Annotated in this window: 16 protein-coding genes; 10 read left to right on the top strand and 6 right to left on the bottom strand. The window is 64.6% G+C overall.

Annotation, left to right across the window (positions count from 1 at the left end; genetic code table 11):
• The 7 genes from AC1VNY_RS09040 to AC1VNY_RS09010 form a co-directional block, all read left to right on the top strand.
• Positions 1-4,329: autotransporter outer membrane beta-barrel domain-containing protein (locus AC1VNY_RS09040; RefSeq protein ID WP_482404885.1), on the top strand; the 4,329-nt coding region annotated here is incomplete at its 5' end.
• 188 nt (positions 4,330-4,517) lie between these two features.
• Positions 4,518-4,655, top strand: a complete 138-nt coding sequence (locus tag AC1VNY_RS09035; RefSeq protein ID WP_016848357.1) for a hypothetical protein — start codon at positions 4,518-4,520, stop codon at positions 4,653-4,655.
• Positions 4,656-4,913: 258 nt separating this feature from the next.
• Positions 4,914-6,209: an oxalate/formate MFS antiporter gene (gene oxlT / locus AC1VNY_RS09030; protein WP_304499483.1), complete on the top strand. Its 1,296-nt coding sequence runs from the start codon at positions 4,914-4,916 to the stop codon at positions 6,207-6,209.
• A gap of 237 nt (positions 6,210-6,446) precedes the next feature.
• On the top strand, positions 6,447-7,763 hold the full coding sequence (gene oxlT, locus AC1VNY_RS09025) for an oxalate/formate MFS antiporter (protein ID WP_304499482.1): 1,317 nt from the start codon (positions 6,447-6,449) through the stop codon (positions 7,761-7,763).
• A 315-nt stretch (positions 7,764-8,078) separates the two neighbouring features.
• The gene (locus AC1VNY_RS09020; RefSeq protein WP_028331534.1) at positions 8,079-8,513 is read left to right on the top strand and encodes a CBS domain-containing protein; all 435 of its coding nucleotides are present in this window, start codon (positions 8,079-8,081) and stop codon (positions 8,511-8,513) included.
• A 246-nt stretch (positions 8,514-8,759) separates the two neighbouring features.
• The gene (locus AC1VNY_RS09015) at positions 8,760-9,755 is read left to right on the top strand and encodes an NAD(P)H-dependent flavin oxidoreductase (protein ID WP_283062544.1); all 996 of its coding nucleotides are present in this window, start codon (positions 8,760-8,762) and stop codon (positions 9,753-9,755) included.
• Positions 9,756-9,962: 207 nt separating this feature from the next.
• Entirely contained in the window at positions 9,963-10,931 is a 969-nt protein-coding gene (locus AC1VNY_RS09010; protein ID WP_482404884.1) for a zinc-binding dehydrogenase, read from the top strand.
• A 189-nt stretch (positions 10,932-11,120) separates the two neighbouring features.
• Here the strand turns inward: AC1VNY_RS09010 and AC1VNY_RS09005 are convergent, their stop codons facing one another.
• Positions 11,121-11,615, bottom strand: a complete 495-nt coding sequence (locus tag AC1VNY_RS09005; RefSeq protein ID WP_304499480.1) for a septal ring lytic transglycosylase RlpA family protein — start codon at positions 11,613-11,615, stop codon at positions 11,121-11,123.
• A 208-nt stretch (positions 11,616-11,823) separates the two neighbouring features.
• Between AC1VNY_RS09005 and AC1VNY_RS09000 the strand changes: the two genes are divergently transcribed.
• The gene (locus AC1VNY_RS09000; protein ID WP_482404883.1) at positions 11,824-11,967 is read left to right on the top strand and encodes a hypothetical protein; all 144 of its coding nucleotides are present in this window, start codon (positions 11,824-11,826) and stop codon (positions 11,965-11,967) included.
• 11 nt (positions 11,968-11,978) lie between these two features.
• On the opposite strand, the gene AC1VNY_RS08995 is transcribed toward AC1VNY_RS09000, so the two are convergent.
• From AC1VNY_RS08995 to AC1VNY_RS08985, 3 genes are all read right to left on the bottom strand, one after another.
• Positions 11,979-14,000, bottom strand: a complete 2,022-nt coding sequence (locus AC1VNY_RS08995) for an alkyl/aryl-sulfatase (protein WP_482404882.1) — start codon at positions 13,998-14,000, stop codon at positions 11,979-11,981.
• A gap of 444 nt (positions 14,001-14,444) precedes the next feature.
• Complete coding sequence (locus AC1VNY_RS08990; RefSeq protein ID WP_482404881.1) at positions 14,445-15,296, bottom strand: DMT family transporter; 852 nt, start codon at positions 15,294-15,296, stop codon at positions 14,445-14,447.
• A gap of 92 nt (positions 15,297-15,388) precedes the next feature.
• A complete protein-coding gene (locus tag AC1VNY_RS08985) occupies positions 15,389-15,985 on the bottom strand; it encodes a TetR/AcrR family transcriptional regulator (RefSeq protein ID WP_482404888.1) in 597 nt (198 codons plus the stop codon).
• 461 nt (positions 15,986-16,446) lie between these two features.
• Between AC1VNY_RS08985 and AC1VNY_RS08980 the strand changes: the two genes are divergently transcribed.
• Positions 16,447-17,835, top strand: a complete 1,389-nt coding sequence (locus AC1VNY_RS08980) for a cation diffusion facilitator family transporter (protein WP_482404880.1) — start codon at positions 16,447-16,449, stop codon at positions 17,833-17,835.
• Between the two features lie 193 nt (positions 17,836-18,028).
• Entirely contained in the window at positions 18,029-20,350 is a 2,322-nt protein-coding gene (locus AC1VNY_RS08975; protein WP_482404879.1) for a sensor histidine kinase, read from the top strand.
• 9 nt (positions 20,351-20,359) lie between these two features.
• Here the strand turns inward: AC1VNY_RS08975 and mdoH are convergent, their stop codons facing one another.
• Positions 20,360-22,480 (bottom strand): glucans biosynthesis glucosyltransferase MdoH, encoded by a 2,121-nt coding sequence (mdoH, locus tag AC1VNY_RS08970; protein WP_482404878.1) that lies wholly within the window; start codon positions 22,478-22,480, stop codon positions 20,360-20,362.
• Positions 22,468-23,934 carry a glucan biosynthesis protein G gene (locus tag AC1VNY_RS08965; protein WP_482404877.1) on the bottom strand — a complete coding sequence of 489 codons (1,467 nt, stop codon included), beginning with the start codon at positions 23,932-23,934 and terminating at the stop codon, positions 22,468-22,470. The genes mdoH and AC1VNY_RS08965 overlap by 13 nt, the downstream gene beginning before the upstream one ends.
• Between the last annotated feature and the right edge of the window lie 221 nt (positions 23,935-24,155).

Genomic DNA, 24,155 nt, shown 5'->3' with positions numbered 1-24,155 from the left:
GGGACGATCACGGGAGGGCAAGGCGGGACCGGAGGCGGCGGGACCGGACTCGGCGGCGGCGGAGGGGGCGGCGGCGATGGCTTGCTGGTGCTCGGCGATGGAACGTCGATCAGCAACGCCGGCAGCATTACCGGAGGCGGCGGCGGCAGCGGCGGGATCGGCTCCCTTGGCGGAGCCAGCACCGGCGGCAGCGGCGCCGGCGTCAATCTGGTCAGCAGCAATAATACACTGGGCAACACCGGCACCGTCACGGGCGGTGCCGCGACCGGCGGAGGTACGGCCGGCGTCGGTGTCATGACCAATGGAAGCAGCACCATCAACAATGCCGGCACGATCAGTGGCGGGCTCAACGCCGACGGCGTGACCCATGCGGCCGCAATTCGTTTCGGTGGAACCGGCAACGTCCTGAATTTGCTGACCGGCTCGACGCTTGTCGGCGATATTCAATTGATTACGGGTGCCGCTGCAACGATTGCAGCACAAAACAACGGGTTCGCGCTCGGCAACAACATCGTGCTCGGCTCCGGCTCCCTCGTCGCCTTCAACACCACGCCGGCCAATCTTTCAGTCACCGGTGTGGTATCCGGCGCCGGCAGCGTGGCCGTGACCGGAATAGGCACGCTCACTCTCTCCGGGACCAACACCTACACCGGAGGAACGACGCTGGCGGGCGGAACGCTGTCGGTGTCGTCAGAGGCCAACCTCGGCGCGGCTTCGGGCTCCCTGACCTTCAACGGCGGCACGCTCCAGGTGACCGGCACGAGCTTCACCGGTACGTCACGCACCATCAATTGGGGCGGCGGCGGCTTCGAGATCGTCGATGGCACCAACAATTTCGTCGTCAGCAACTCGTTCACGGGCAACGGCGGGCTGACCAAGTCCGGCGCCGGAACGCTGACCTTCACCGGCAGCAACAACTACTCCGGCGGCACCACCATCTCCGCCGGCACGCTGCAACTCGGCAACGGCGTCAGCTTCGGATCCATCACCGGCAACGTGGTGAACAACGGCATTTTCGCCGTCAACCGATCGGACATCTATACGTTCGGCGGGACGATCTCCGGCAGCGGTGCGTTCGCGCAGATCGGCATCGGCACCACCATCCTGACCGGCACCAACAGCTATGGCGGCGGCACGACTATGTCGCGTGGCACAGTGCAGGTGTCATCGGACAGCAATCTCGGCGCCGCGTTGGGTGGCCTGAATTTCGACGGCGGCGGCCTGCTGCGGGTCACCGGCACAAGCTTCACCGGCACCACGCGCGCGATCAATCTGGGCACCGGCGGCGGTGGTTTCGATATCGCTGACGCCGCCAACAATTTCACCCTGGGCCAGTCGATCAACGGAAACGGCACCCTGTTCAAGCTCGGCGCCGGAACGCTGACCCTGACCGGCAACAGCAGCCTGACAGGAGGCATCGCAATCAGAGCGGGCACGCTGCAACTCGGCAACGGCGGCACCTCCGGCTCCATCCTGGGCCAGGTGGTGAACAATGGCACCTTCGCCATCAACCGCTCCGACACCTATACTTTCGGCGGCACCATCTCGGGCAACGGTGCGTTCGTGCAGAAGGGCAGCGGCACCACCATCCTGACCGGCAACAGCAGCTACGGCGGCGGCACGACGATCGCGAACGGCACGCTGCAGATCGGCAATGGCGGCACGTCGGGCGCGATCACCGGCAACGTCTTCAACGACGGACGGCTGATCTTCAACCGCGCCGACAACAGCACCTTCGCCGGCTCGATCAGCGGCGGCGGCCTCTTCACCAAGAGCGGGACCGGCACGCTGACGCTCTCCGGCAACAACACGTATACGGGCGGCACGCAGCTGCTCAGCGGCACCCTCGTGGTCCAGGGTGGCAATGCCATTGGCGACAATTCCAGCGTCATCGTGCTCGGGGGCAGCACGCTGCGCCTGCTGAACAACGAGAAAGTCGCAACCCTGTCGTCCGGCGCCGCCGATTTCGGCACCGTCGATCTGGCCGCCGGCAATCTCACCACCAGCCTGAATTCGACCATCACCACCGCACTCTATTACGGCGCCATCACCGGCGCGGGCGGGCTGGTCAAGGACGGCACCTACAAGCAGGTGCTGGCCGGCAACGGCAGCTATACCGGCGGCACCACGATCAACGCCGGCACGCTGCAGCTCGGCGATACGACGCATCAAGGCAAGATCGTCGGCAGCGCGCTCAACAACGCCACGTTCGAGATCGTCAACGCGGACACCTCGGGCCTGACCGCGATCACCAACAACGGCAAGCTGAATTTCCGCAACGCGACCTCGGCCGGCGCCGTCACGCTCACCACTACAGCGAGCGGCCAGACCGCGTTTGCCGGCAACAGCACGGCCGGCAATGCCCGTCTCGTCACCGACAGCGGCGGCGTCGTGGACTTCTCCGCAAGCACGGGCCCCGCCGGCGACCGCCGTCTCGCGGCCGGGTCGGTCGAAGGCGCCGGCCGCTATAATCTCGGCGCGAACGCCCTGACCGTCGGCGGCAACGACCTGTCGACTATCGTCAGCGGCGTCATCGCCGACGGCGGCGCAAGCGCGGGCAGCGGCGCTTCGCTCACCAAGACCGGTGCCGGCACGCTGACCCTGAACGGCCAAAACACCTACACCGGCGCGACCAATGTCAACGCCGGCAAGCTCGTGGTCGGCGACGACAGCCACGGCAGCGCAAGCCTCGCCAGCGCCGTCACGGTGAACAATGGCGGCACGCTCGGCGGCATCGGCACCGTCGGCGGCATCACGGCCAATGCCGGCGGCATCGTCGCGCCCGGCAATTCGATCGGCACGTTGAACGTCGCCGGCAACGTTTCCTTCGCGGCCGGCTCGATCTACCAGGTCGAGGCCAACGCGGCCGGCCAGTCCGACAAGATTGTCGCCACCGGCACCGCGACGCTCGCCGGCGGCAATGTGCTGGCGCTGGCGCAGACCGGCACCTATGCGCCGCAGACCGTCTACACCATCCTCACGGCGAATGGCGGCGTCAACGGCACGTTCAGCGACGTCACGAGCAGCCTGACGTTCCTCACGCCGACGCTGAGCTACGACGCTAACGACGTCTTCCTGACGCTCGCCCGCAACACCACCTCGCTCACGAGCGTCGCAACGACACCGAACCAGATCGCCGTGGCCGACGCGCTGGATGCAAGCGGGCAGCAGCGCAATCCGCTGATGATCGCCGTGCTGAACCAGAACGCCGCCGGTGCGCGGCAGGCATTCGATGCGCTGTCCGGCGAAGTGCATGCCAGCGCGCAGACCGCGATGCTCGACGACTCGCGCTATCTGCGCGAAGCCGTGCTCGGCCGTCTGCGGCAGGCTTCGTTCGCCGGCAGCAGCGGGCCGATGGCGGCGCTCGGTTCGGGTGGCCCGCAGACCGCCGCGATGGAACAGCTGTCGGTGAGCACCGCGCTCGCCTATGCCGGCACCGAGCGGTCCGCGCTTCCCGTCAAGGCGCCGCCGCTCGCACGTCCTGCGCAGATTCCGGACACCACGTTCTGGGCACAGGGGGTCGGCGCCTGGGGCCGGTTGAACGGCGACGGCAATGCCGCAGGAATGACGCGCGACCTCGCCGGCTTCTTCAGCGGCGTCGATCACAGATTCGCGCCGAACTGGATCGCCGGCATCGCCGGCGGCTACACCAGTTCGTCGGTTCATGTCGGCGATCGCGCGAGCTCGGCCGATATCGAGACCGCACATCTCGCTGGCTATGTCGGCGCGAGCTACGGCGCGGTCAATCTGCGCGGCGGCGCCTCGGCAAGCTTCAGCACGCTCGACACCAGCCGTTCGATCGTGTTCCCGGGCTTCTTCGACACGGCGCGCGCCCGCTATGACGCGACCACGGCGCAGGTGTTCGGCGAGATCGGCTATGGGCTATCGCTCGGCCGCACTGCGCTCGAGCCGTTCGCAGGCCTCGCCTGGGCCCACCTCAACACCGACAGTTTCGCCGAGACCGGCGGCAGCGGCGCCGCCGCGCTGCTCGGCGCCGGCAGCAACCAGGATGTCGGCTACTCCTCGCTCGGCGCCCGCATCGCCACCAGCTTCGCCCTCACCAACGGCATGCAGCTGACGCCGCGCGCCTCGGTGGCCTGGCAGTACGCCTTCGGCGACGTGACCCCGACGGCGGCGCTCGCGTTCCAGAGCCTGGGAACCGGATTCACCGTGTCCGGCGTCCCGCTGGCGCGGAACGCGGCGCTGGTCGAAGGCGGGCTCGACCTGCGGGTCACGCCGCAGGCCAGCATCGGCATCGCCTATGTCGGCCAGCTCGCCGACCGGGTCCAGGATCACTCGGTAAAGGCCAGTTTTAGCTGGAAATTCTGACCCGGCGGCGCCGCCGGGCTGCTCCCCTTCCACGCCAATCCGGGATGCCGATCAGCCGATTTTGCTGCATTGCACAGTCGTGAATGCTGCTATGCAAACAAGCCCGTTGTATCTGGCATCTGGTATACATAGTTTGGCTGCAGATGATGAGCCGGCCCATTGCTGGCCTCCAATGAAAGGGGACACCAATGTCCAAGACCACTGCACTGACGCTCGCGCCCTCCTCCACCCTGTTCGGCCGCCTGCTGGCCTCGATCGACCGCCTGCTGATGAAGAGCGCGGAGATCTCGAATCGCAACGGCGACCTGCCGCGCTTCGGCCTCTAAGCCAAGGGATTTCCGGCGCTCTGCGCCGGACGCAGCTTCGGTCGCGAGATGCGACCTGACATTGAACCTTCGACCAATGGCCCCGATTTTCGGGGCCATTTCCTTGCGTGCTGAACTAGTCTCCCGGGGTGCCCGGGCTGAGTCCTGTGCGGCATAAGCGCGCGCTGCCCCTGCGACAGCTTGAACCTTGGCATATCGGATACCAAGATGGCCGTCGCGCGCTCATAAGCAACGACAAGGGGCGCACTGGGAGGATCTATGTCGGACATGGTTCAGGCAACTGCGGCCCCTGCGGCCGCGCGTGTCAGCGACACCTATCGCTGGACGCAACTCGCGATCGGCGTCGCCGCGATGGTGATGATCGCAAATTATCAATACGGGTGGACGTTCTTCGTCCCCGACATCCAGAAGAAATTCGGATGGGATCGCGCATCGATCCAATGGGCCTTCACGCTGTTCGTGCTGTTCGAGACCTGGCTGGTGCCGGTCGAAGGCTGGTTCGTCGACAAATACGGTCCGCGCATCGTCGTTCTGGTCGGCGGCATCCTCTGCGCGCTCGGCTGGGCGATCAACGCGCAGGCGACGACACTGAACGGCTACTATCTCGGCATGATCATCGCCGGCATCGGCGCCGGCGGCGTCTACGGCACCTGCGTCGGCAATGCGCTGAAATGGTTTCCGGACAAGCGCGGACTTGCCGCGGGCATCACCGCTGCCGGCTTCGGCGCAGGCTCGGCGCTCACGGTCGCGCCGATCCAGGCGATGATCAAGGACTCCGGCTTCCAGACCACCTTCCTGTATTTCGGTCTCGGCCAGGGCATCATCATCGTGCTGCTCTCCTTCTTCCTGCTGGCGCCGAAGGCCGGACAGGTGCCGGCCGTCGTGGCGAATGCCAATATCATCCAGACCCGGCGCAACTATCAGCCGACCGAAGTGCTGCGGCAGCCGATTTTCTGGCTGATGTACTTCATGTTCGTGATCGTCGGCGCGGGCGGCCTGATGGTGACGGCGAACCTGAAGCCGATCGCGGTCGACTGGAAGGTCGACAGCGTGCCGGTCACGCTGATGGCGGTGACGATGACGGCCGTGACCTTCGCGGCGACCATCGACCGCGTCCTCAACGGTCTGACGCGTCCGTTCTTCGGCTGGATCTCCGACATGATCGGCCGCGAGAACACGATGTTCATCGCCTTCGGCATGGAAGGCATCGGCATCTGGATGCTCTACCTCTGGGGACACGACCCGGTTTGGTTCGTGCTGCTCTCGGGTTTCGTGTTCTTTGCGTGGGGCGAGATCTACTCGCTGTTCCCCTCGACCTGCACCGATACGTTCGGCGCCAAGTTCGCAACTACGAATGCGGGCCTGCTCTACACCGCGAAGGGCACCGCGGCGCTGCTGGTGCCGATCGCCAACTACATGCAGCAATCGTCGGGCAACTGGGACAAGGTGTTCATCATCGCGGCAGGCGCCAACATCCTCGCCTCGCTGCTCGCGATCGCCCTGCTCAAGCCCTGGCGAAAAATCGTGGTCGCGAAGTCCTCGGCTACGGCTTAAGCAACCGCCTCCACCATCGCTTGCGAAGCGCCCGGTCAAAAGCCGGGCGCTTTTCGTTTTGCCGTTAGGAAGAGGCCATCCGGAGCGGCGCGTCGGAGGGCAGATTTGCTGCGTTGCAGCAGAATGAAGGGCTTGCTTTCTGGAATATAGTATACCAACTTCCGCCGAGCGCTTGCGACGATACGCCACAATAATTGCGACACTCGGTCACAAGACCAGCGCGCTCGGGAGGACTTGATGGTTTCCAGCAATACTGCCGTCACACAAGCTCAACCTTCGTCCAGCGGCTTCCGCTGGCTGCAGCTCGTCATGGGCATCGTCTGCATGGCGATGATCGCGAACCTGCAATACGGCTGGACGCTGTTCGTCGATCCGATCGACGGCGCGCACCACTGGGGCCGCGCGGCGATCCAGTTCGCCTTCACGATCTTCGTGGTGACGGAGACCTGGCTGGTGCCGGTCGAGGCGTGGTTCGTCGACAAATACGGCCCGCGGCTCGTCATCATGTTCGGCGGCATCATGATCGCGCTCGCCTGGGTGTTGAACTCCTATGCCGACTCGCTCGCTTTGCTTTACACCGCTGCGGTGTTCGGCGGCATCGGCGCCGGCGCGGTGTACGGCACCTGCGTCGGCAACGCGCTGAAGTGGTTTCCCGATCGCCGCGGCCTCGCCGCCGGCGCAACCGCGGCCGGCTTCGGCGCCGGCGCCGCGCTCACCGTGGTGCCGATTGCAAAGATGATCGCCGCGAGCGGCTATCAGACTGCGTTCTTCGATTTCGGCATCGGACAGGGATTGATCGTCTTCCTGCTCGCCTTCTTCATCCAGCCGCCCGCGGTCTCGATCCCGCCGAAGAAGAAGCAGCTCAATCTGCCGCAGACCAAGGTCGACTTCACGCCGCCGCAGGTGCTGCGCAGCCCGATCTTCTGGGTGATGTATCTGGTGTTCGTGATGGTCGCCGCCGGCGGCCTGATGGCGGCGGCGCAGATCGCGCCGATCGCGCACGACTACAAGATCGCGAACACGCCGGTCACGCTCGCCGGCTTCCAGATGGCCGCGCTGACATTTGCGATCTCGCTCGACCGCATCTTCGACGGTTTCGGACGGCCGTTCTTCGGCTGGGTCTCCGACAATATCGGCCGCGAGCACACCATGTTCATCGCGTTCGGCACCGGCGCGCTGATGCTGCTCACGCTGTCCACCTGGGGTCACAACCCGGTGGTGTTCGTGCTGGCGACCGCGGTCTATTTCGGCGTGTTCGGCGAGATCTACTCGCTGTTTCCGGCGACCTGCGGCGACACCTTCGGCTCGAAGTTCGCGACCACCAACAACGGCATGCTCTACACCGCGAAGGGCACCGCAGCGCTCCTGGTGCCTGCCGCCAGCATCGTTGCCGCCAGCTATGGCTGGCAGGCGGTGTTCGTGATCGCGGTCGCCCTCAACGCCACCGCGGCGCTGATGGCGCTGTTCGTGATCAAGCCGATGCGCCGCGCCTTCATCAACGGTAACGAGCCTGCCGCCGCGGAAGAGACCGCGACGAGCGCCAAAACGGCTTAACAAGACGGCTTAACAGGACGGCTTGGCCAGAGACACCCGATCAGGACCGCTTGGTCGCGACATTTCCCCGGAGACTGATGGAGGCGCATTTCGGTGCGCCTCTTTTCTTTTGCCAAGGTCTTTTTGCCAAAGACAGGGATGCCAGATACCAGAACGCTTAGTGCAGTAGATCGCCCTCGCCGCTCACAATCGTCGGAAACGTCAGCAAACCTGCCTATTTAAGCCGTTTCCTGATGGTAGATTCCTGTGACAGCCACGTTGACAATTGGCATTTTGTATACCAGACTCCAGTCAACGATAACCAAGGAGGTTGCCATGCAAGTCGGAGATATCCTGCGCAAGAAGACCCCCCGCGTCGCCACGGTGCGCATGAACGAGACCGTCGCGATTGCCGCGCAACTGATGCGCGCCAGCAATATCAGCGCGCTCGTGGTCAAGGATGTCGTTCGTACCGAGGGCAACACCGCCGTCGGCATGTTCACCGAGCGCGACGTGGTGCGCGCGATCGCCGAGCACGGTGCGGCCGGCGCGAGCATGAAGGTGTCGCAATTCGTCTCGGTGCAGCAGCTCGTCTCCTGCACATCGAGCGACACGCTCGAGCACATCCGTCATCTCATGACCAAGCACCACATTCGTCACGTGCCGGTCATCGACAATTACAGCCTGATCGGCGTCGTCAGCATGCGCGACATCGCCGCCGCGTTCGACGAGGAGACCGCCGCGTCGAAGAAAGACGCCGTGCCGGCGTAACAAGCGCCTGCTGTGCCTTGCTCTCAACCAGGCGCTGCGTGTTCGATCACGAGCGCCTGAACAGATGACGAAAGATTTCCGTCCCGCCCTCGCCTGACCGCCGCGGCCTGTCATTTCCGCATGGGCGCGCCGCAGGTCGCCGGTAGACAATTGCCGGACAGGACTGCATCCTTCCCTCGACATCCCATAACAACACCGTGCGCCGCCGTCCGCGTCACGGAAAATTCCGATGGAAACGAGGGCAGAATGATCAAGACACGTTTCACCGAGATGTTCGGCGTCGACCACCCGATCGTGCAGGGCGGCATGCAATGGGTCGGGCGCGCCGAATTGGTTGCGGCCGTCGCCAATGCCGGCGCACTCGGCATGATCACCGCGCTGACGCAGCCGACGCCGGACGATCTGCGCAAGGAAATCGCGCGCTGCCGCGAGCTGACCGACAAGCCGTTCGGTGTCAACCTGACCATTCTGCCCGCGATCAAGCCGCCGCCCTACGCCGAATACCGCCAAGCCATCATCGAGAGCGGCATCAAGATCGTCGAGACCGCCGGCAACAAGCCGCAGGAACATGTCGACGAGTTCAAGAAGCACGGCGTCAAGGTGCTGCACAAATGCACCAGCGTGCGCCATGCGCTGTCCGCCGAGCGGATGGGCGCCGACGCGATCTCGATCGACGGCTTTGAATGCGCCGGCCATCCCGGCGAGGACGACACCCCCGGCCTGATCCTGATCCCCGCCGCCGCCGACAAGGTGAAGATCCCGATGATCGCCTCGGGCGGCTTCGGCGATGCGCGCGGCCTCGTCGCTGCGCTCGCGCTCGGCGCCGAAGGCATCAACATGGGCACGCGCTTCATGTGCACCAGGGAGAGCCCGATCCACCAGCTCGTGAAGGAACGCATCGTCGCCAATGACGAGCGCGAGACCGAGCTGATCTTCCGCACCATGCGCAACACCTCGCGCGTCGCCAAGAACGCGATCTCGACCAAGGTCGTGCAGATGGAGAAGGAAGGCGCCAAGTTCGAGGACGTGCGCGAGCTGGTCGCCGGCGCCCGCGGCAAGATGGTCTACGCATCAGGCGATGCCGACGAGGGCATCTGGTCGGCCGGCCAGGTGCAGGGCCTGATCCACGACATTCCGTCCTGCGCCGAGCTGGTGTCGCGCATCGTCCACGAAGCGGAAGCGATCATCCGCGAGCGGCTGGAAGCCATGATGTCCGGCGCCAAGCGCCAGGCCGCGGAATAGGCCGGAGCGGAGCACGCGTGTTATCCGTCACCCTGAGGAGCGCGAAGCGCGTCTCGAAGGGTCGACGGCCACCAGCCGGGCCGTCCATCCTTCGAGGGCCGCTGAAGAGCGGCCACCTCAGGATGACGGAATTCAAGTCATCTCGCGTTAGACTCAAACGAACGGAATTCAAGTCATCTCGCGTTAGACTCAAACGAGAAGAAGCCCATGAAAGCCTATGTCTACGGCCCTAACGGCCCTGAAATCGCCGACGTTGCCAAGCCCGTGCCGAAGGGCACCCAGGTGCTGGTCAAGGTCCATGCCTGCGGGCTGAACCGGGCCGATCTCGGCATGACCAAGGGCCATGTCCACGGCGCGGCCGGCGGTGTCGGCACCGTGCTCGGCATGGAATGGGCCGGCGAGGTCGCCGAGCTCGGCCCCGATGCCAAAGGCGTCAAGGTCGGCGACAAGATCATGGGCTCCGGCGGCGCGGCATTCGCCGAATACACGCTGGCCGATCACGGCCGGCTGTTCCACGCGCCCTCGAACATGAATTTCGACGAGGCCGCAACCCTGCCCGTCGCGCTCGCCACCATGCACAACGCCGTCGTCACCAATGGCGCGCTGCAGCCCGGCCAGACGGTGCTGATCCAGGGCGCGAGCTCCGGCGTCGGGCTGATGGCGATGCAGATCGCCAAGCTGAAGGGCGCCAGGCTCGTGGTGGGCTCATCGACCGACGCGATGCGCCGCGGCCGGCTGAATGAGTTCGGCGCCGATCTCGCGGTGGATTCGAAGGATTCCGGCTGGGTCGATCAGGTGCTGCAGGCGACATCAGGCGAAGGCGTCGACCTGATCGTCGACCAGGTTTCCGGACCGGTCGCGAACCAGAACCTCAAGGCGACCAAGGTCAAGGGCCGCATCGTCAATGTCGGCCGGCTCGGCGGCACCCACGGCGACTTCAACTTCGACCTGCATGCGGCGCGCCGCATCCAGTATATCGGCGTCACCTTCCGCACCCGCTCGATCGAGGAAATCCGCGCGATCTTCGACGAGGTGCGCAAGGACATCTGGCCCGCGGTCGAGGCACGCAAGCTGCAGCTGCCGATCGACCAGGTCTACAAATTCGCCGACATCGGCAAGGCGTTCGAGCACATGGAAGCCAACAAGCATCTCGGCAAGATCGTGGTGACGCTGTAGCAGCAGCGTCCGGCGATTGTCATCGTCATTGCGAGCGAAGGGCGGATCAGCGAAGCGCAATCCGCCATCATTCGCCGGATGCAACGGCCGATGATGCCGGAGCCTGTCATCGGACCGCGCTTCGCGCGGACCCGGTGGACTGATCCGCGCCTGCTACGTGCCACGCCCAGGCTCTTTCGCGTGCGGTGTTCAGCCGACCGGTCCGGGAATCCAATAGTCCCCCGCGAGCGGGCTGACCTTGACGCCACCAATGACTCCGAGCTCCAGGCTTGGATCGAAGTAGCGCATCGTCCGCTCATTGAGGTCGATGATGCGGCCAGGCCGTAGCGGCCCCACGTCATTTATCTTCACGATGACCTTCTTGCCGACAGCCTCGACGAGGGCATATTTCGGCCTCGCGCCAAATTGGACCCCACCAAACTTCCGACGCAAGCTCGTCTTGATGGCAGCCGCCCAGACCGAGTGATCATAGCGCTCGCCGGAAGCTGTGCTCGGACCGCCCTCCTCCTTGCCGGGCTTGAACGGATTGTACATGGATGCCGCGCCAACGATTGCATCCCCACACGCGGCATTGACGACGGCGCTTGAATGAACCGCAGCGATTTCACTTCGAGCAGCGGTGCCAGAAAAGGCGAGCGCAACCAGGGCGCCGCAAATCGCGGCGCTCGAGCCGAACAGCATCATAACTCCTTGATTGATTTTCTTCGATCTTCCGGTTCCCGATGCCGCAAAACATGGTCAAGCGAACGCGGAGGCGCTAATGCGTGCCAATTCTTTGCGGATTCGTGCCAATTCCGGCGACGGAACCGTTGTGAGAACCGAGGCGGTCCTCACACAGCGTTTTCAGTTTCTCGCCCGACTAAGACAGAGAATGCGTCAGCAAAATGACTGAATGGAGCTGTCTTCGACAGCGCATGACCAGCATATCGGCGTCACCTTCCGCACCCGCTCGATCAAGCAGATCCGCGCGATCTTCGGCAAGGTGCGCATAGCGAAGCGGCGCGAGGCAAGTGCCCCGCGCCGCTTGACCGTATGATTATCGTATGACTATCGCGACGATCCCCCTCGCCCTGTCGTGGCGGATTGAGCCGTCGCGTTCGGCGTCACGATATTGAACCAGAAGTCGAACGTGTCGAGATACGACACGAGATCGCGCAGCTTGGTCTGGTCTCCGCTGACCTTCACCGCGCCGGACGAGACGGCATCATCGAACCTGGTCTGCTGCAGGATGATGCTGTTCAGCGTATCGCGCGACAACGCGACCGTCGCATCGGCATTGTTGGACTTCATGTTCGCCGTGTGGTTCAGCACTCCGTTCTTCAATTCGACGAAGTAATTGCCGTCCTTGCCGAACTCGAAGTTGAGCTTCGCATGCGCGTTGCCGGCCTTCTCCGCGTTGAGGCGAACTCCGAGATAGTCGAAGAACAAATCCGCCGACATCGCGCGCACCGTATCGGGGCTCGCGGTGTTTGGCGTCGGCAGCTTGGCGACACCGTTGCGCAGTTCCTGGGCGCCGGTCAGGTAGAAGTTGCGCCACGGTCCGGACTCGGCCTGATAGCCGAGTTGCTCGAGCGCGTCAGCTTCGAGATTCTTGGCGGCCTGATTGTCGGGATCGGCGAACACGACGTGGTGGACGGCTTGCGCCACCCAGCGATATTCACCCTTGTCGTAGGAAGCCTTGGCCTTCCTGAGAACCTCGTCGCTGCCGCCCATGAACTCGACGTACTTCTTGCTCGCCTCGACCGGCGGCAGTTCGTGCAGGGTGGCCGGGTTGCCGTCGAACCAGCCAAGATAAAGAACATAGGTGGCGGCGACATCATGGTAGACCGAGCCGTAGTAACCGCGGTTTGCCCAGACATTGGCGAGGCTGTCAGGCATTTTGAATCCGTCGGCGATCTCGCGCATCGTCATGCCGTGGTTGACCATGCGCAAGGTCTGGTCGTTGATGAAGCGGTAAAGGTCGCGCTGGCTCTCCAGAAGTGAAACCACCTTGTCATTGCCCCATGTCGGCCAGTGATGCTGCGCAAACACCACATCGACCTTGTCGCCCCACATCACCAGAGCCTGGTTGAGGTACTTCGACCAGGGCAGCGGCTCGCGAATTTTGGCGCCGCGAAGCGAATATGTATTGTGCAGCGTGTGAGTCGCGTCCTCGGCGGATTCCATCGCCTTCTTTTCTTCGATGAACCACATCATCTCCGAAGGCGCTTCCGAACCGGGTGCCATCAGAAACTCGTACGTCAAGCCGTCGATCTTCTCTTTCTGTCCGGTTTCCTTGATGATGTTGGTCGGCGCGATGAGCGTGACCGTACCTGCCGAGGTCGTGGTGCCGAGACCCGCGCCGACCTGACCTTTCGGATCCGCCTTGAGCAGGTTGCCGTACATGTAGCTGGCGCGCCGGCTCATCGCGGTGCCGGCCATGACGTTCTCGGCGACCGCAGCCTCCAGAAATCCATCCGGCGCGTAGATCTTGACCTTGCCGGATTGGACGTCGTCCTCGCTGGTGACGCCCCGCACACCCCCATAGTGGTCGACGTGGCTGTGGGTGTAGATCACGGCCTTGACCGGTTTGTTTCCGCGCTTCGAGCGGTACAGGTCGAGCGCCACCTTTGCCGTCTCTGCCGACACGAGGGGATCGACGATCGTAATGCCCTCGCTGCCCTCGATGATCGTCATGTTCGACAGGTCCTGATTGCGGACCTGATAGATGCCGTCGGTCACCTCGAACAAGCCGGAGATGTTGATCAGCCGAGATTGTCGCCACAGGCTTGGGTTGACCGTATCGGGGGCCGTCGCGTCGCTGATGAAGCCGTACTGCTGCGGGTTCCAGATCGCGTTGCCCGTGCTTCCCTTGATTGCCTCCGAAGGCAGTGCGGCCATGAAGCCTTTGTTCGCGGCGTCGAAATCGGAGGTGTCGTTAAACGGCAGCTGTTTCAGCAAGACCGAATTTGCTTGCTTGGTCGCATCGGCCGCGCCCTTGCGCAAATCTTGAGTCTGTGCCGCGGCCGCGCCGATCAGGCCCGCGCTGATAACCCCGAGGATTGACGCCTTCGCGAAAACGCTCCTCATGTGGCCTCTCCCTTTACATTGGATATTGGTCCACTCCCTGAACACCGAGAGCATCGCCGCCAAACACCTCCAGAGGATGATCGTTCCACCCGTGGTTGCGGCGTCGAAACATGTCCGGCCGCATCTGTCCGCATGGCTGCGCGCCCTTTGGCACAAACTGCATACCAACGCTGCGGGCAGAGCCGCCAAAAGAGGTGTCCAGCGCGAGAAATCACGCTCCGGGCAGCCGTGCACGCCGCGACGGCCGGCTTTGAAGGTGAGGCACAGCGCCACGGCCATGGCCGGGAGCGCGCTGCTTTGCCGCACGCGCTCGCGTCCTGGCGACGGCGAACCGTTCGCATTTTGCGCAAACGGGAGACCGCCCGAAGGCGGTCCCCTGCTGTCGAAGCGGAGCCATCAGCTGCGGCCGAGTTCCGTCCCTGCGAGCGCTACGACTGGTCCGCCCTACGTGCTCGGTCTCACCTGCGTGATGGCGACGCCGGAGATCGCGAGCAGTCCGCCGACAACCAGTTTCGGAGTCACGCTGTCGCCAAGGAACAGCACGCTCGAGATCAAGGCGAACACCGGAAGCAGCAGACCGAAGGGCGCGATGCGGCCCATGGAGCAACGCGCGATCAGCCAGAACCAGAGGCCGAACCCGGCGATGCCTCCGATGAAAACGGTGTAGGCCAGTGCCAGCCAGCCACGTCGATCAGCCGTGACAAGGCTCGCCGCTTGTCCATATTCAAGCAACAGCGACATCAACATCACCTGCGGCACCGTGAGCAGCGACGACCATCCCATCAACATCAGCGGATCGAACGGGCCATAGCGTTTCGTCAGGACGGTGGACACCGCAAATGCGAAGGCAGCGGCAACCACGAGCAGCAGCGGAAGTACGTTGGCCGACAGCCCCGGCCCCGCCGCCAGCACCACCACGCCGGCGAACGCCAGTACCACGCCGGCGGATGTGATGAGGGACGGCCGCTCCGCGAGCAGCGGCCAGGCGAGCAACACGGTGAAGGGCGGGGCGAGTTGATAGGCGACGGCCGACATGCTTCCCGAGCCGAGCCCAAGGCCGACATAGAACAGGCCGAAGTTCAGTCCGCCAAGAAAAAGCGAAATAGCCGCGACAGGGCCGAACTGTTGGCGTGTCGGCCTTCTGACGAACGGAACAAGCAGCAGCGCGATGGCCAGGAAGCGCAGTGCGAGGAAGAACAGCGGCGGAAACTCGGTGACACCGACCTTGATGACCACGAACTGATAACCCCAGAGCAAGGGAACGGCCACCGCGCAGACGATCTGGATCGCAGACATCGCACCATTCCTTTCAAGACCGATCGGTCCATATATCGGCGCGCCGATCGCGTAGACGTCCAGAGGACATCAAGGGTCATTCCAACAGTTGCTTATTTGATGAAGCGATCGAGCAGCGCGTCGGCAGTGGCTTGCGACGTGGTGCGCGCCGGCGCCGTTTTGGCGACCACTCGCAGCCCCCAAAGGAAACAGATCAGAATTCGGGCGGCACTCGAAGGCTCGACGCCATCAGCCAATCTGCCCGCGGTCTCCGCACGGGAAAGTGCGTCCGCCACCCTGGCCTCCATGATCTTGAAGAAGCTCGCGAAGCGACGGCCAACCTCGGCATCCTGGCCAGCCAGTTCCATCGCAGTCGCCACCAACAGGCAGCCGCGCCGGCCATTGGCCCCGCACGCGCGTTCAACGTAGCCGGCAAGGTAGGCTCGCAGGCCGTCGACCGGATCTCTGCGGGGGTCGAGTTCATCATCCATCCGCGTCAGGGCATCGGCAATGTAGCGATCGAGCGCGCGCAGGAACAGCGAGTGCTTGTCGCCGAAAGCGGCGTAAAGGCTGCCGCGCGAGAGCTTCGTCGCACGCAGCAGGTCCGGGAGCGCCGTGGCGTGATAGCCGCGCGACCAGAACACATTCATGGCGCGCTCGACAGCGGCCTCTATGTCGAAGCTTCGCGGGCGCCCACGGGGCGACTGCATGGCGGTTTGGCGGCTCATTGCCGATATATAGACCGATTGGTCTTTAAATAGCAAGTGCCGGCTTCGGATAACAACCCGGCGGGTCCGTAGGATGGGTAGAGCGAGCGAAACTTCACGTTACCGCGCGGAAACAACTGATGGGTTTCGCTGCGCAACGCATCCAGTGTCGTCCTGGCGAAAGCCAGGACCCATTACCCCGAATGCGAGTCATGAGGCGATGCAATTGCACCAGCTCACTTCAACAACACAACCCTGTGGTTATGGGTCCTGGCTTTCGCCAGGACGACAGCGGGATTTCGGCACGAACACGACACTGGCTGGCGGGTCCGGCGAAGCACGCTGCCCACCCTACGCAATTCTCAATCTGAAATCGCTCGCAACAACTGCTCTTGCAAGTGAGTGGCGATTGCGCGTGTCGAATGACACTTGATGTTCACCAACTCCCTGCTACACCGCCGCCCATGAGCTCTTCAAAGACCAGCGCCCCCTCCACCAAGACATCGGTCGCCGCGATCTCGATCCTCGCCAGCGGCAGCATGGCGGTGGCGAAGTTCGTCGTCGGCATCGCGATCGGATCGCTGGCGCTGATCTCCGAGGCGCTGCACTCGTCGATCGACCTGGTCGCCACCATCATCACCTGGGCGGTGGTGCGGGTGTCCGACCAGCCGGCCGACGCCGAGCATCATTACGGACACGGCAAGTTCGAGAGCGTCTCGGCGCTCGGCATCATCGCTTTGCTCTATGTGCTGGCCGGCGGCATCCTGGTTCAGGCCTACAGCCATCTGCGCGAGGGCGCGCCGCCGCCGTCGATCTCGGCCATTCCCTTCATCGTTCTGGTCATCGATATCGGCGTCAATCTGTGGCGGGCCCGCGCGCTGCACCGCGCAGCGCGCGCCACCAAGAGCCAGGCGCTGGCCGCCGACGCGCTGCATTTCGCCTCCGACGTGATGGGCTCGACCGCCGTCATTGTCGGCCTGGTGCTGGCCGGCTTCGGCTTCTGGTGGGGCGACGCCGCGGCGGCGATCGCGGTCGCGGTGATGATCGCGCTGCTCGGCCTGCGCATGGCGCGGGAGACGGTCGAGACCCTGCTCGACCGCGCGCCCGAAGGCGCGCTGGAAAAGGCCACCGCCGCCATCAAGGCCGTGCCGGGGGTGGTCGATGTCGACCGGTTGCGCGTCCGCATGGTCGGCGCCACGCATTTCATCGATGCCATCGCCAAGGTGCCGCGCACCTACCCGATCGACCGCGTCGAGGACATCAAGCGCAGGGCGCAGGCGGCTGTCACCAAGACGTTCGGCGACGCCGACCTCACCTTCACCGCGGTGCCGGTGGCGCGCGACAATGAGAGCGTGCGCGAGCGCATCATGGTGATCGCGCGCAATTCCGGCCTCGCCATCCACCACGTCACGGTGCACGACATCGGCGGCAAGCTGATCGTCGGCATCGACCTCGAGGTCGACGGCGACATGGCGCTGGACGCGGCGCACGATATCGCCCACGAGCTCGAGCGCGCGATCCGCGAGGATTTCGGCGAGGACGTCGAGGTCGACACCCATATCGAGCCGCTGGAGCCGGAACTGCCGTGGGGAACCGACGCCGCGCCCGATCGCGTCGAGGCCATCAAGGCCGCGCTGACCGGCTTTGCCGATGGCGGCGCGATCCATGACATCCACAATGTGCGGGTCCGCAACACCGACGCCGGCGAGATCGTCAACTTCCATTGCCGCGCCCGGCCTTCGATGAGTGTGATCAAGGTGCACGAAAGCGTCGACGAGATCGAACGCAAACTGCGCCGTGCGTTCCCCACCGTGAAGCGTGTGATCAGTCACGCAGAGCCGACGCGCGCGTAATTCTACGGGCCCGTTCCTGTTTCGGACTCACTTTGCGCTGCATGATTCTCTCCGGGACAAGAATTTTTTCGCATTAACGAATCGTTGACTCTCGACAGTCCCGGAAATCTGGATTCAAATGATCATGATTCGGATGCATCGTGGGGAGCATCCGAACCGGGTAAAAAATCAGCTTAGAGCGGGGGTCTAAGGCATGGCGCGCGCGCATGCAGCGAACGCGTGCGTCCAATCCGATTCGATCAAGGGATTGGCGCAGTCGATCGCAAAACCGGCCTATCACAGGCTCCTGACGGCCGAGCCTGCACTGCGCCGCGCTGTCCCTACGCTCATCATCGCCTTCCTCATCACGATCTGCCTCGGCGCCTTCGTCCAGGTGATCGACCAGAACCGGCAGAAGCGCGGCGCGATGAAGCGCGACCTTGCCGCGCTGTCAGACATCCTCGCCGAACGTCTCGATCGCCTGACCTCGGTGCGGCGCGACCGGCTCACCAACATCGAGCGGATGCAGGAACTACTGCCGGACCTGATCCCGTCCTGGGGCATCGCCTATGGCCGCCACGTCATCATCACCAGCGCCGATCACCGCGTGCTGGCGCGCGTGCCGGTCGATGGCGCCGGCGAGAACGACCGCATCCTCGACATCGTCTCCACCGCGCAGCTGCTCGTCGCGCCCGGCCAGCAGGGCACGGTCAGCGACATGACGCTGCCCGGCGGCACCGGCGCGCTGGCGATCTCGCAGCTCGTCAAGTCGCTGCCCGGCCAGGTCGTCGTGATCCAGGAGATGAACGAGCCGATCTGGGGATCGGACGCCGCGCTCTCGGTGACGCTGTCGGCGACCACGAGCTTCGTGGTGCTGATCCTCGGCTTCGCATTCCACTGGCAATCGACCCGCGCCCGCGAAGGCGACCTGATCAACGACGCCGTGCGCGGCCGGATCGACACCGCGCTCAACCGCGGCCGCTGCGGATTGTGGGATTGGGACCTGTCGCGCGGCCGGATCTTCTGGTCGCAGTCGATGTTCACCCTGCTCGGCCTCGACACCCGCAACGACCTCCTCACCTTCGGCGAGGTCAACGCGCTGGTGAATTCCGACGACATCAACCTGTTCGACATCGCCGACCAGCTGATCTCGGGCAAGATCGATCACATCGACCAGAGCTTCCGCATGCGCCATGTCGGCGGCCACTGGATCTGGCTGCGGGTGCGCTGCGAGCTCAGCCACGCCGCCGCCGACGGCGGCCTGCATCTGATCGGCATCGCGGTCGACATCACCGAGCAGAAGAGCCTCGCCGAGAAGTCGGTGGAAGCCGATCTCAGACTGCGCGATGCGATCGAGACCATTCCCGAGGCTTTCGTGCTCTGGGATGCCGACGACCGCCTCGTGCTCTGCAACTCGCACTTCCAGCGGCTGCACAAGCTGCCCGATTCCGCCGTCAGCCCCGGCACCTCCTACGAGACCGTGATCGAGGTCGGCAGCATGCCCGAGGTGCGCACCCGCCTGCACGAGAGCGGCGTGCCGGCGCCCGGCGCCCGCACCTTCGAGGCCCAGCTCGACGACGGCAGCTGGCTGCACATCAGCGAGCGCCGCACCAAGGACGGCGGCTACGTCTCCGTCGGCACCGACATCACCCGCATCAAGGCGCACGAGCAGAAGCTGGTCGACAACGACCTGCGCCTGCGCGCCACCGTGATCGACCTGCAGCGCTCGCAAGCCGAGCTGGAACGGCAGGCCGTCGAGCTCGCCGACCTCGCCGAAAAATACTCGCAGGAAAAGACCCGCGCCGAGGACGCCAACGCCGCGAAGTCGAAATTCCTCGCCAATATGAGCCATGAGCTGCGCACGCCGCTCAACGCCATCATCGGCTTCTCCGAGATCATGGGCTCTGGCCTGTTCGGCACGCTCGGCTCGGACAAGTACGCGGAGTACTGCCACGACATCCTGACATCGGGGAAATACCTGCTCGAGGTCATCAACGACATTCTCGACATGTCGAAGATCGAGGCCGGCCGCATGAAGTTCGACATGGAGCCGCTCGACCTCTCCGGCATCCTCGCGGAGTCGCTGCGGGTGGTCTCCGGCCGCGCCGAGCACAAGGGATTGTCGCTGGAATCGGATATCGAAAGCACGATCTCGGTCGTCGCCGACCGCCGCGCGGTCAAGCAGATCATCGTCAACCTGCTCTCCAATGCGGTGAAGTTCACGCCCGACCACGGCCGCGTGCTGGTGCGCGGCCAGATGCTGGACGACTCGATCGTGCTGTTGATCGCCGACAGCGGCATCGGCATCGCGCCGGAATCGCTGCGCCGGCTCGGCAAGCCGTTCGAGCAGGTCGAGAGCCAGCTCACCAAGAGCTACCAGGGCTCCGGTCTCGGACTTGCGATCGCGCGCTCGCTCACCAATCTGCACGGCGGCTCGATGCGGCTGCGCTCCAAGCTCGGCGTCGGCACCGTCGTGCGGGTCACGCTGCCGCGCGATCCGCGGTCCCTGCAGACGAAGCTGCCGGAAGCGGCTTGACGCCCCACACTACTTCGCAAGCACCCCTTCCAGCAGCGCGGCATCACCGAGCACGGCCAGCGTCTCGCGAGGCGTGAGATGGCGGACTGCCTGGTCGAAGCTGTCGCTTGCCTCGATCCGCGCCCGCGCCACCGCGAGGTGAAGATCGACCTCGCCCGGACCGCCGCGCCGCGCCGGCGGCAGCGACGAGAGATGGCGATGCAGCAGGTCGGAATCCTGCCGCAACGTCGCGAGCGCGGGGGCCGACGCGGGTGCCGGCGACGCCGCCAGCTCATTGGCGCGGACCAGCACCCGCGGCGGCTTCGCTTCCTCCGGCGTCACGAACAGCGCGTGCATCGCGGGCCTCGCGGTCCAGGCGCCGATCGGGATCGCAAACAGCAGGCCAATGATCACCGGCGACATCCACAGCAGCAGCGGCAGCGACACCGCCCAGGCGCTGATCGCCATCGCGACACCGCAGGCGGTGGGAACGCCATACTTCCGATAGAGCTCGCGCCGTTCGACCGCGCCGTCGTCGCGCCGCTGTGTCTGCCAGCCGGCATCCCGACCGAGCAGGATCTCGACGACGGCGATCGACTGGAACACCATCATGACCGGCGCGATCATCGCCGAGATCAGCACCTCGGCGATCACACCCGTCAACGCCCGGAAGCCGCCGCCGAATTGCCGGCGCACGTCCGACCGTGTCAGCAACAGGAGGAAGCCGAGCAGCTTCGGCACGATCAGCAGCGCCATCGTGAGGCCGAACACCCAGGCGGCGAGCACCGGATCCTGCGCCGGCCAGTTGGGGAACAGCGAGAAGCCCTTCGGAAAATATTCGGGGCGAATGAAGCGCGCCTGCAACGAGATCAGGATTCCGAGCAGCAGGAACGATAGCCAGAGCGGCGCGGTGATGTAGGAGCCGATGCCGGTCATGAAATGGAGCCGCGAGATCCAGTGCAGCCGGCGGGTCCTCAGCACGGCGAGATGCTGCAGATTGCCCTGGCACCAGCGCCGGTCGCGCGCGGCAAAATCCAATAGCGACGGCGGCACCTCCTCAAAACTGCCGCCGAGCATCGGCGCCATGTAGATGCCCCAGCCGGCGCGCCGCATCAGCGCCGCCTCGACAAAGTCGTGGCTCAGGATGTGTCCGCCGAAGGGCTTGCGTCCGGAGAGCTCGGGCAGGCCCGCCTGCTGCGCAAATGCCTCGATCCTGATGATGGCATTGTGCCCCCAATAGTTGCCCTCGGAGCCGTGCCACCACGCAACGCCGGCGGCGACCATCGGTCCGTAGAGCCTGCCGGCAAACTGCTGCAGGCGGCTGAACAGGCTGCGCGCGTTGACGATGACCGGCAGCGTCTGCAGCAGCGCCGCCTGCGGATTGGTCTCCATGGCGTGTACCATCCGCACCATGGTGTCGCCCGACATCAGGCTGTCGGCGTCGAGCACGATCATGAACCGGTAGGCGCCGCCGAACCGCGTGATCCACTCGCCGACATTGCCGGACTTGCGCGCCGTATTGTCGGCGCGATGCCGGTAGAACAGCCGCTGCGCGCCGCAGGCCTCGCACAGTTCGAGGAACGCCCGTTCCTCGGCGATCCAGATATCGGGATCGCGGGTGTCGCTGAGCACGAACCAGTCGAAGCTGTCGCCCTGCCCGGTCGCCTCGACGGACTCGTAGATGGCGTGCAGGCGCGCCATCAATTGATGCGGATTCTCGTTGTAGGTCGGGAGCAGGACCGCGGTCCGGCTCGCGAGCTGCGGCAACGGACCATCGTCGCGGATCGGCAGGGCGTTGCCGTTGCGCCGAAGCAGAGCGAAAAAGCCGGCGAGCGCCGAAGCGAACGAAAACGCGATCCAGGCGAGCAGCGCGACGAACAGCACCAGCACCATGCCTTCCATGATCGTCACGCCGCCGACCTGGACCACCATGTACATCTCGTAGGCGCCGGCACCGGTCAGCGCCGCAGTCAACAGCAGGACGAACGCGCGGCGCATCAACATGCCCGCGCCGACCGCCACCGGCTTGCTCACCGCATGCGGCGGCCGGCCGAGATCGGCCGCCGACATCGCAAGCGGGCTCTCTTGTGGCAGGAAGCCGTCGGCCGCCGTGGCGACGTCGGACTGAGGCGACGTGACTATGGCGCCCATCGATAGACCCAGATCTCGGAGAGCGGCTTGTCATCTTGCGCCAGATGCGCACGCAGCTCGATCGGGTCCTTCTTGACGGCGCATTGGAAGCTGAGCCGCCATCCGCCGGTATTCGGATTCGGCTGCGTGACGACGTTCGTGATCTCGGACTTCTCGGCCGTCACGACGCCCTTGACGCTATTGGGATCGATCCCCTTAAGATTGTTTCCGAACAGGTCGAGCACGAACAGCTTGCTGTTCTCGCCATGCGCGCCGATGCCGCTGCGCGTGAAGCGCGCGAGCGAATGCGGCTTCGGCGCGTCCGGCCCCCAATGCAGGCGATAGGTGAAATTGGTCTCGCTCTTGGCCTTGGGCGGCGCCTTCGGCCGCCAGAACGCGGCGATGTTGTCGTGGATCTCTTCCTTGGTCGGGATCTCGAACAGGATGACCGCGCCCTCGCCCCAGTCGCCGATCGGCTCGACCCACAGGCTCGGACGCTTCTCGAAGCGCGATTCGATGTCCTGATAGGCGAAGAAATTCTTCTCGCGCTGCATCAGCCCGAAGCCATGCGGATTGACGTCCTGGAACGTGCTGATCTGGAGGTCGCGCGGATTGCTCAGCGGGCGCCACAGGCTCTCGCCCTTGCCGTTGTAGATCGCAAGCCCGTCCGAATCGTGCACGGACGGCCTGAAGTCGTCGACCTCGTTGCGATCGTTTGGCCCGAAGAAGAACATGCTCGTCATCGGCGCAAGGCCGACATGCTCGAGATCGGCGCGCGGATAGAGCGATGCCTCGACATCGAACACCGTGGTCGCTCCGGGCCTGATCGTGAACCGATAGCTTGCCGCGCAACTCTTGCTGTCGAGCAGGGCGTGAATGACCAGCGAAGTCGCGTTGGGCACCGGGCGCTCGAGCCAGAACGCCTTGAAGAATGGAAACTCCTCGCCCTTGGCTTCGCCGGTATCGATCGACAGGCCGCGCGCCGACAGGCCGTAGGTCTCGTCCTTGGCGACCGCGCGGAAATAGCTCGCGCCGAGGAAGACGCAGACCTCGTCGTAATAGTCCGGCTTGTTGATCGGCGCGTGGATCCGAAATCCGGCAAAGCCGAGGTCGGTCTCGGTGAAGTCAGGCACGGTCTCGCCGAACGAAAACATGTCCTTGCTGTATTTGACTTCGCTGACCTTGCCGTCGGCGACCTCGAAGATCTTGACCTTGTTCTTGTAGAAGAAGCCGCGGTGGAAGAACTGCGCTTCGAACGGCAGCTTCGCGCCGCGCCACAGCGCGCGCTCGGGCGTGAAGCGGATCGAGCGGTACTGGTCGTAGTTCAGGTCCGTCAGGCCGTTCGGCAACTTCTCGTCCGGCGCCTCGAACGACTTGGCGGCGAGATTGCGCGCAAGCTCCCTGACCATGGCGGGGTTGAAGGGTGCGTCCGTCGCGCTCGCTGCGGCGGCGGCCTGGCGCTGTGGCAAGAACATGAGTGTCGGCAACACGGCCGATCCGTGGAGTAACTGGCGACGATTCAAAGCAGCTCCTGCTCGCTGACCGGGACGCCGCAATGCAACCGCCGAACCGGCGCTGAGTTCCATCTTTGCTGCGAGCAAGCGAAGATTGTCCGCCGGCTGAACACCAGGACTTGCTTCAACGCAAGCACACAACGCGTGGTCGCTTGCCGCTGTGCCGGAACCGCGGCGGAACG

Source organism: Bradyrhizobium ferriligni, assembly GCF_056837965.1.
The sequence above is the reverse complement of the archived record's forward strand: the minus strand, read 5'-3'. Positions and strand labels throughout refer to the sequence as shown.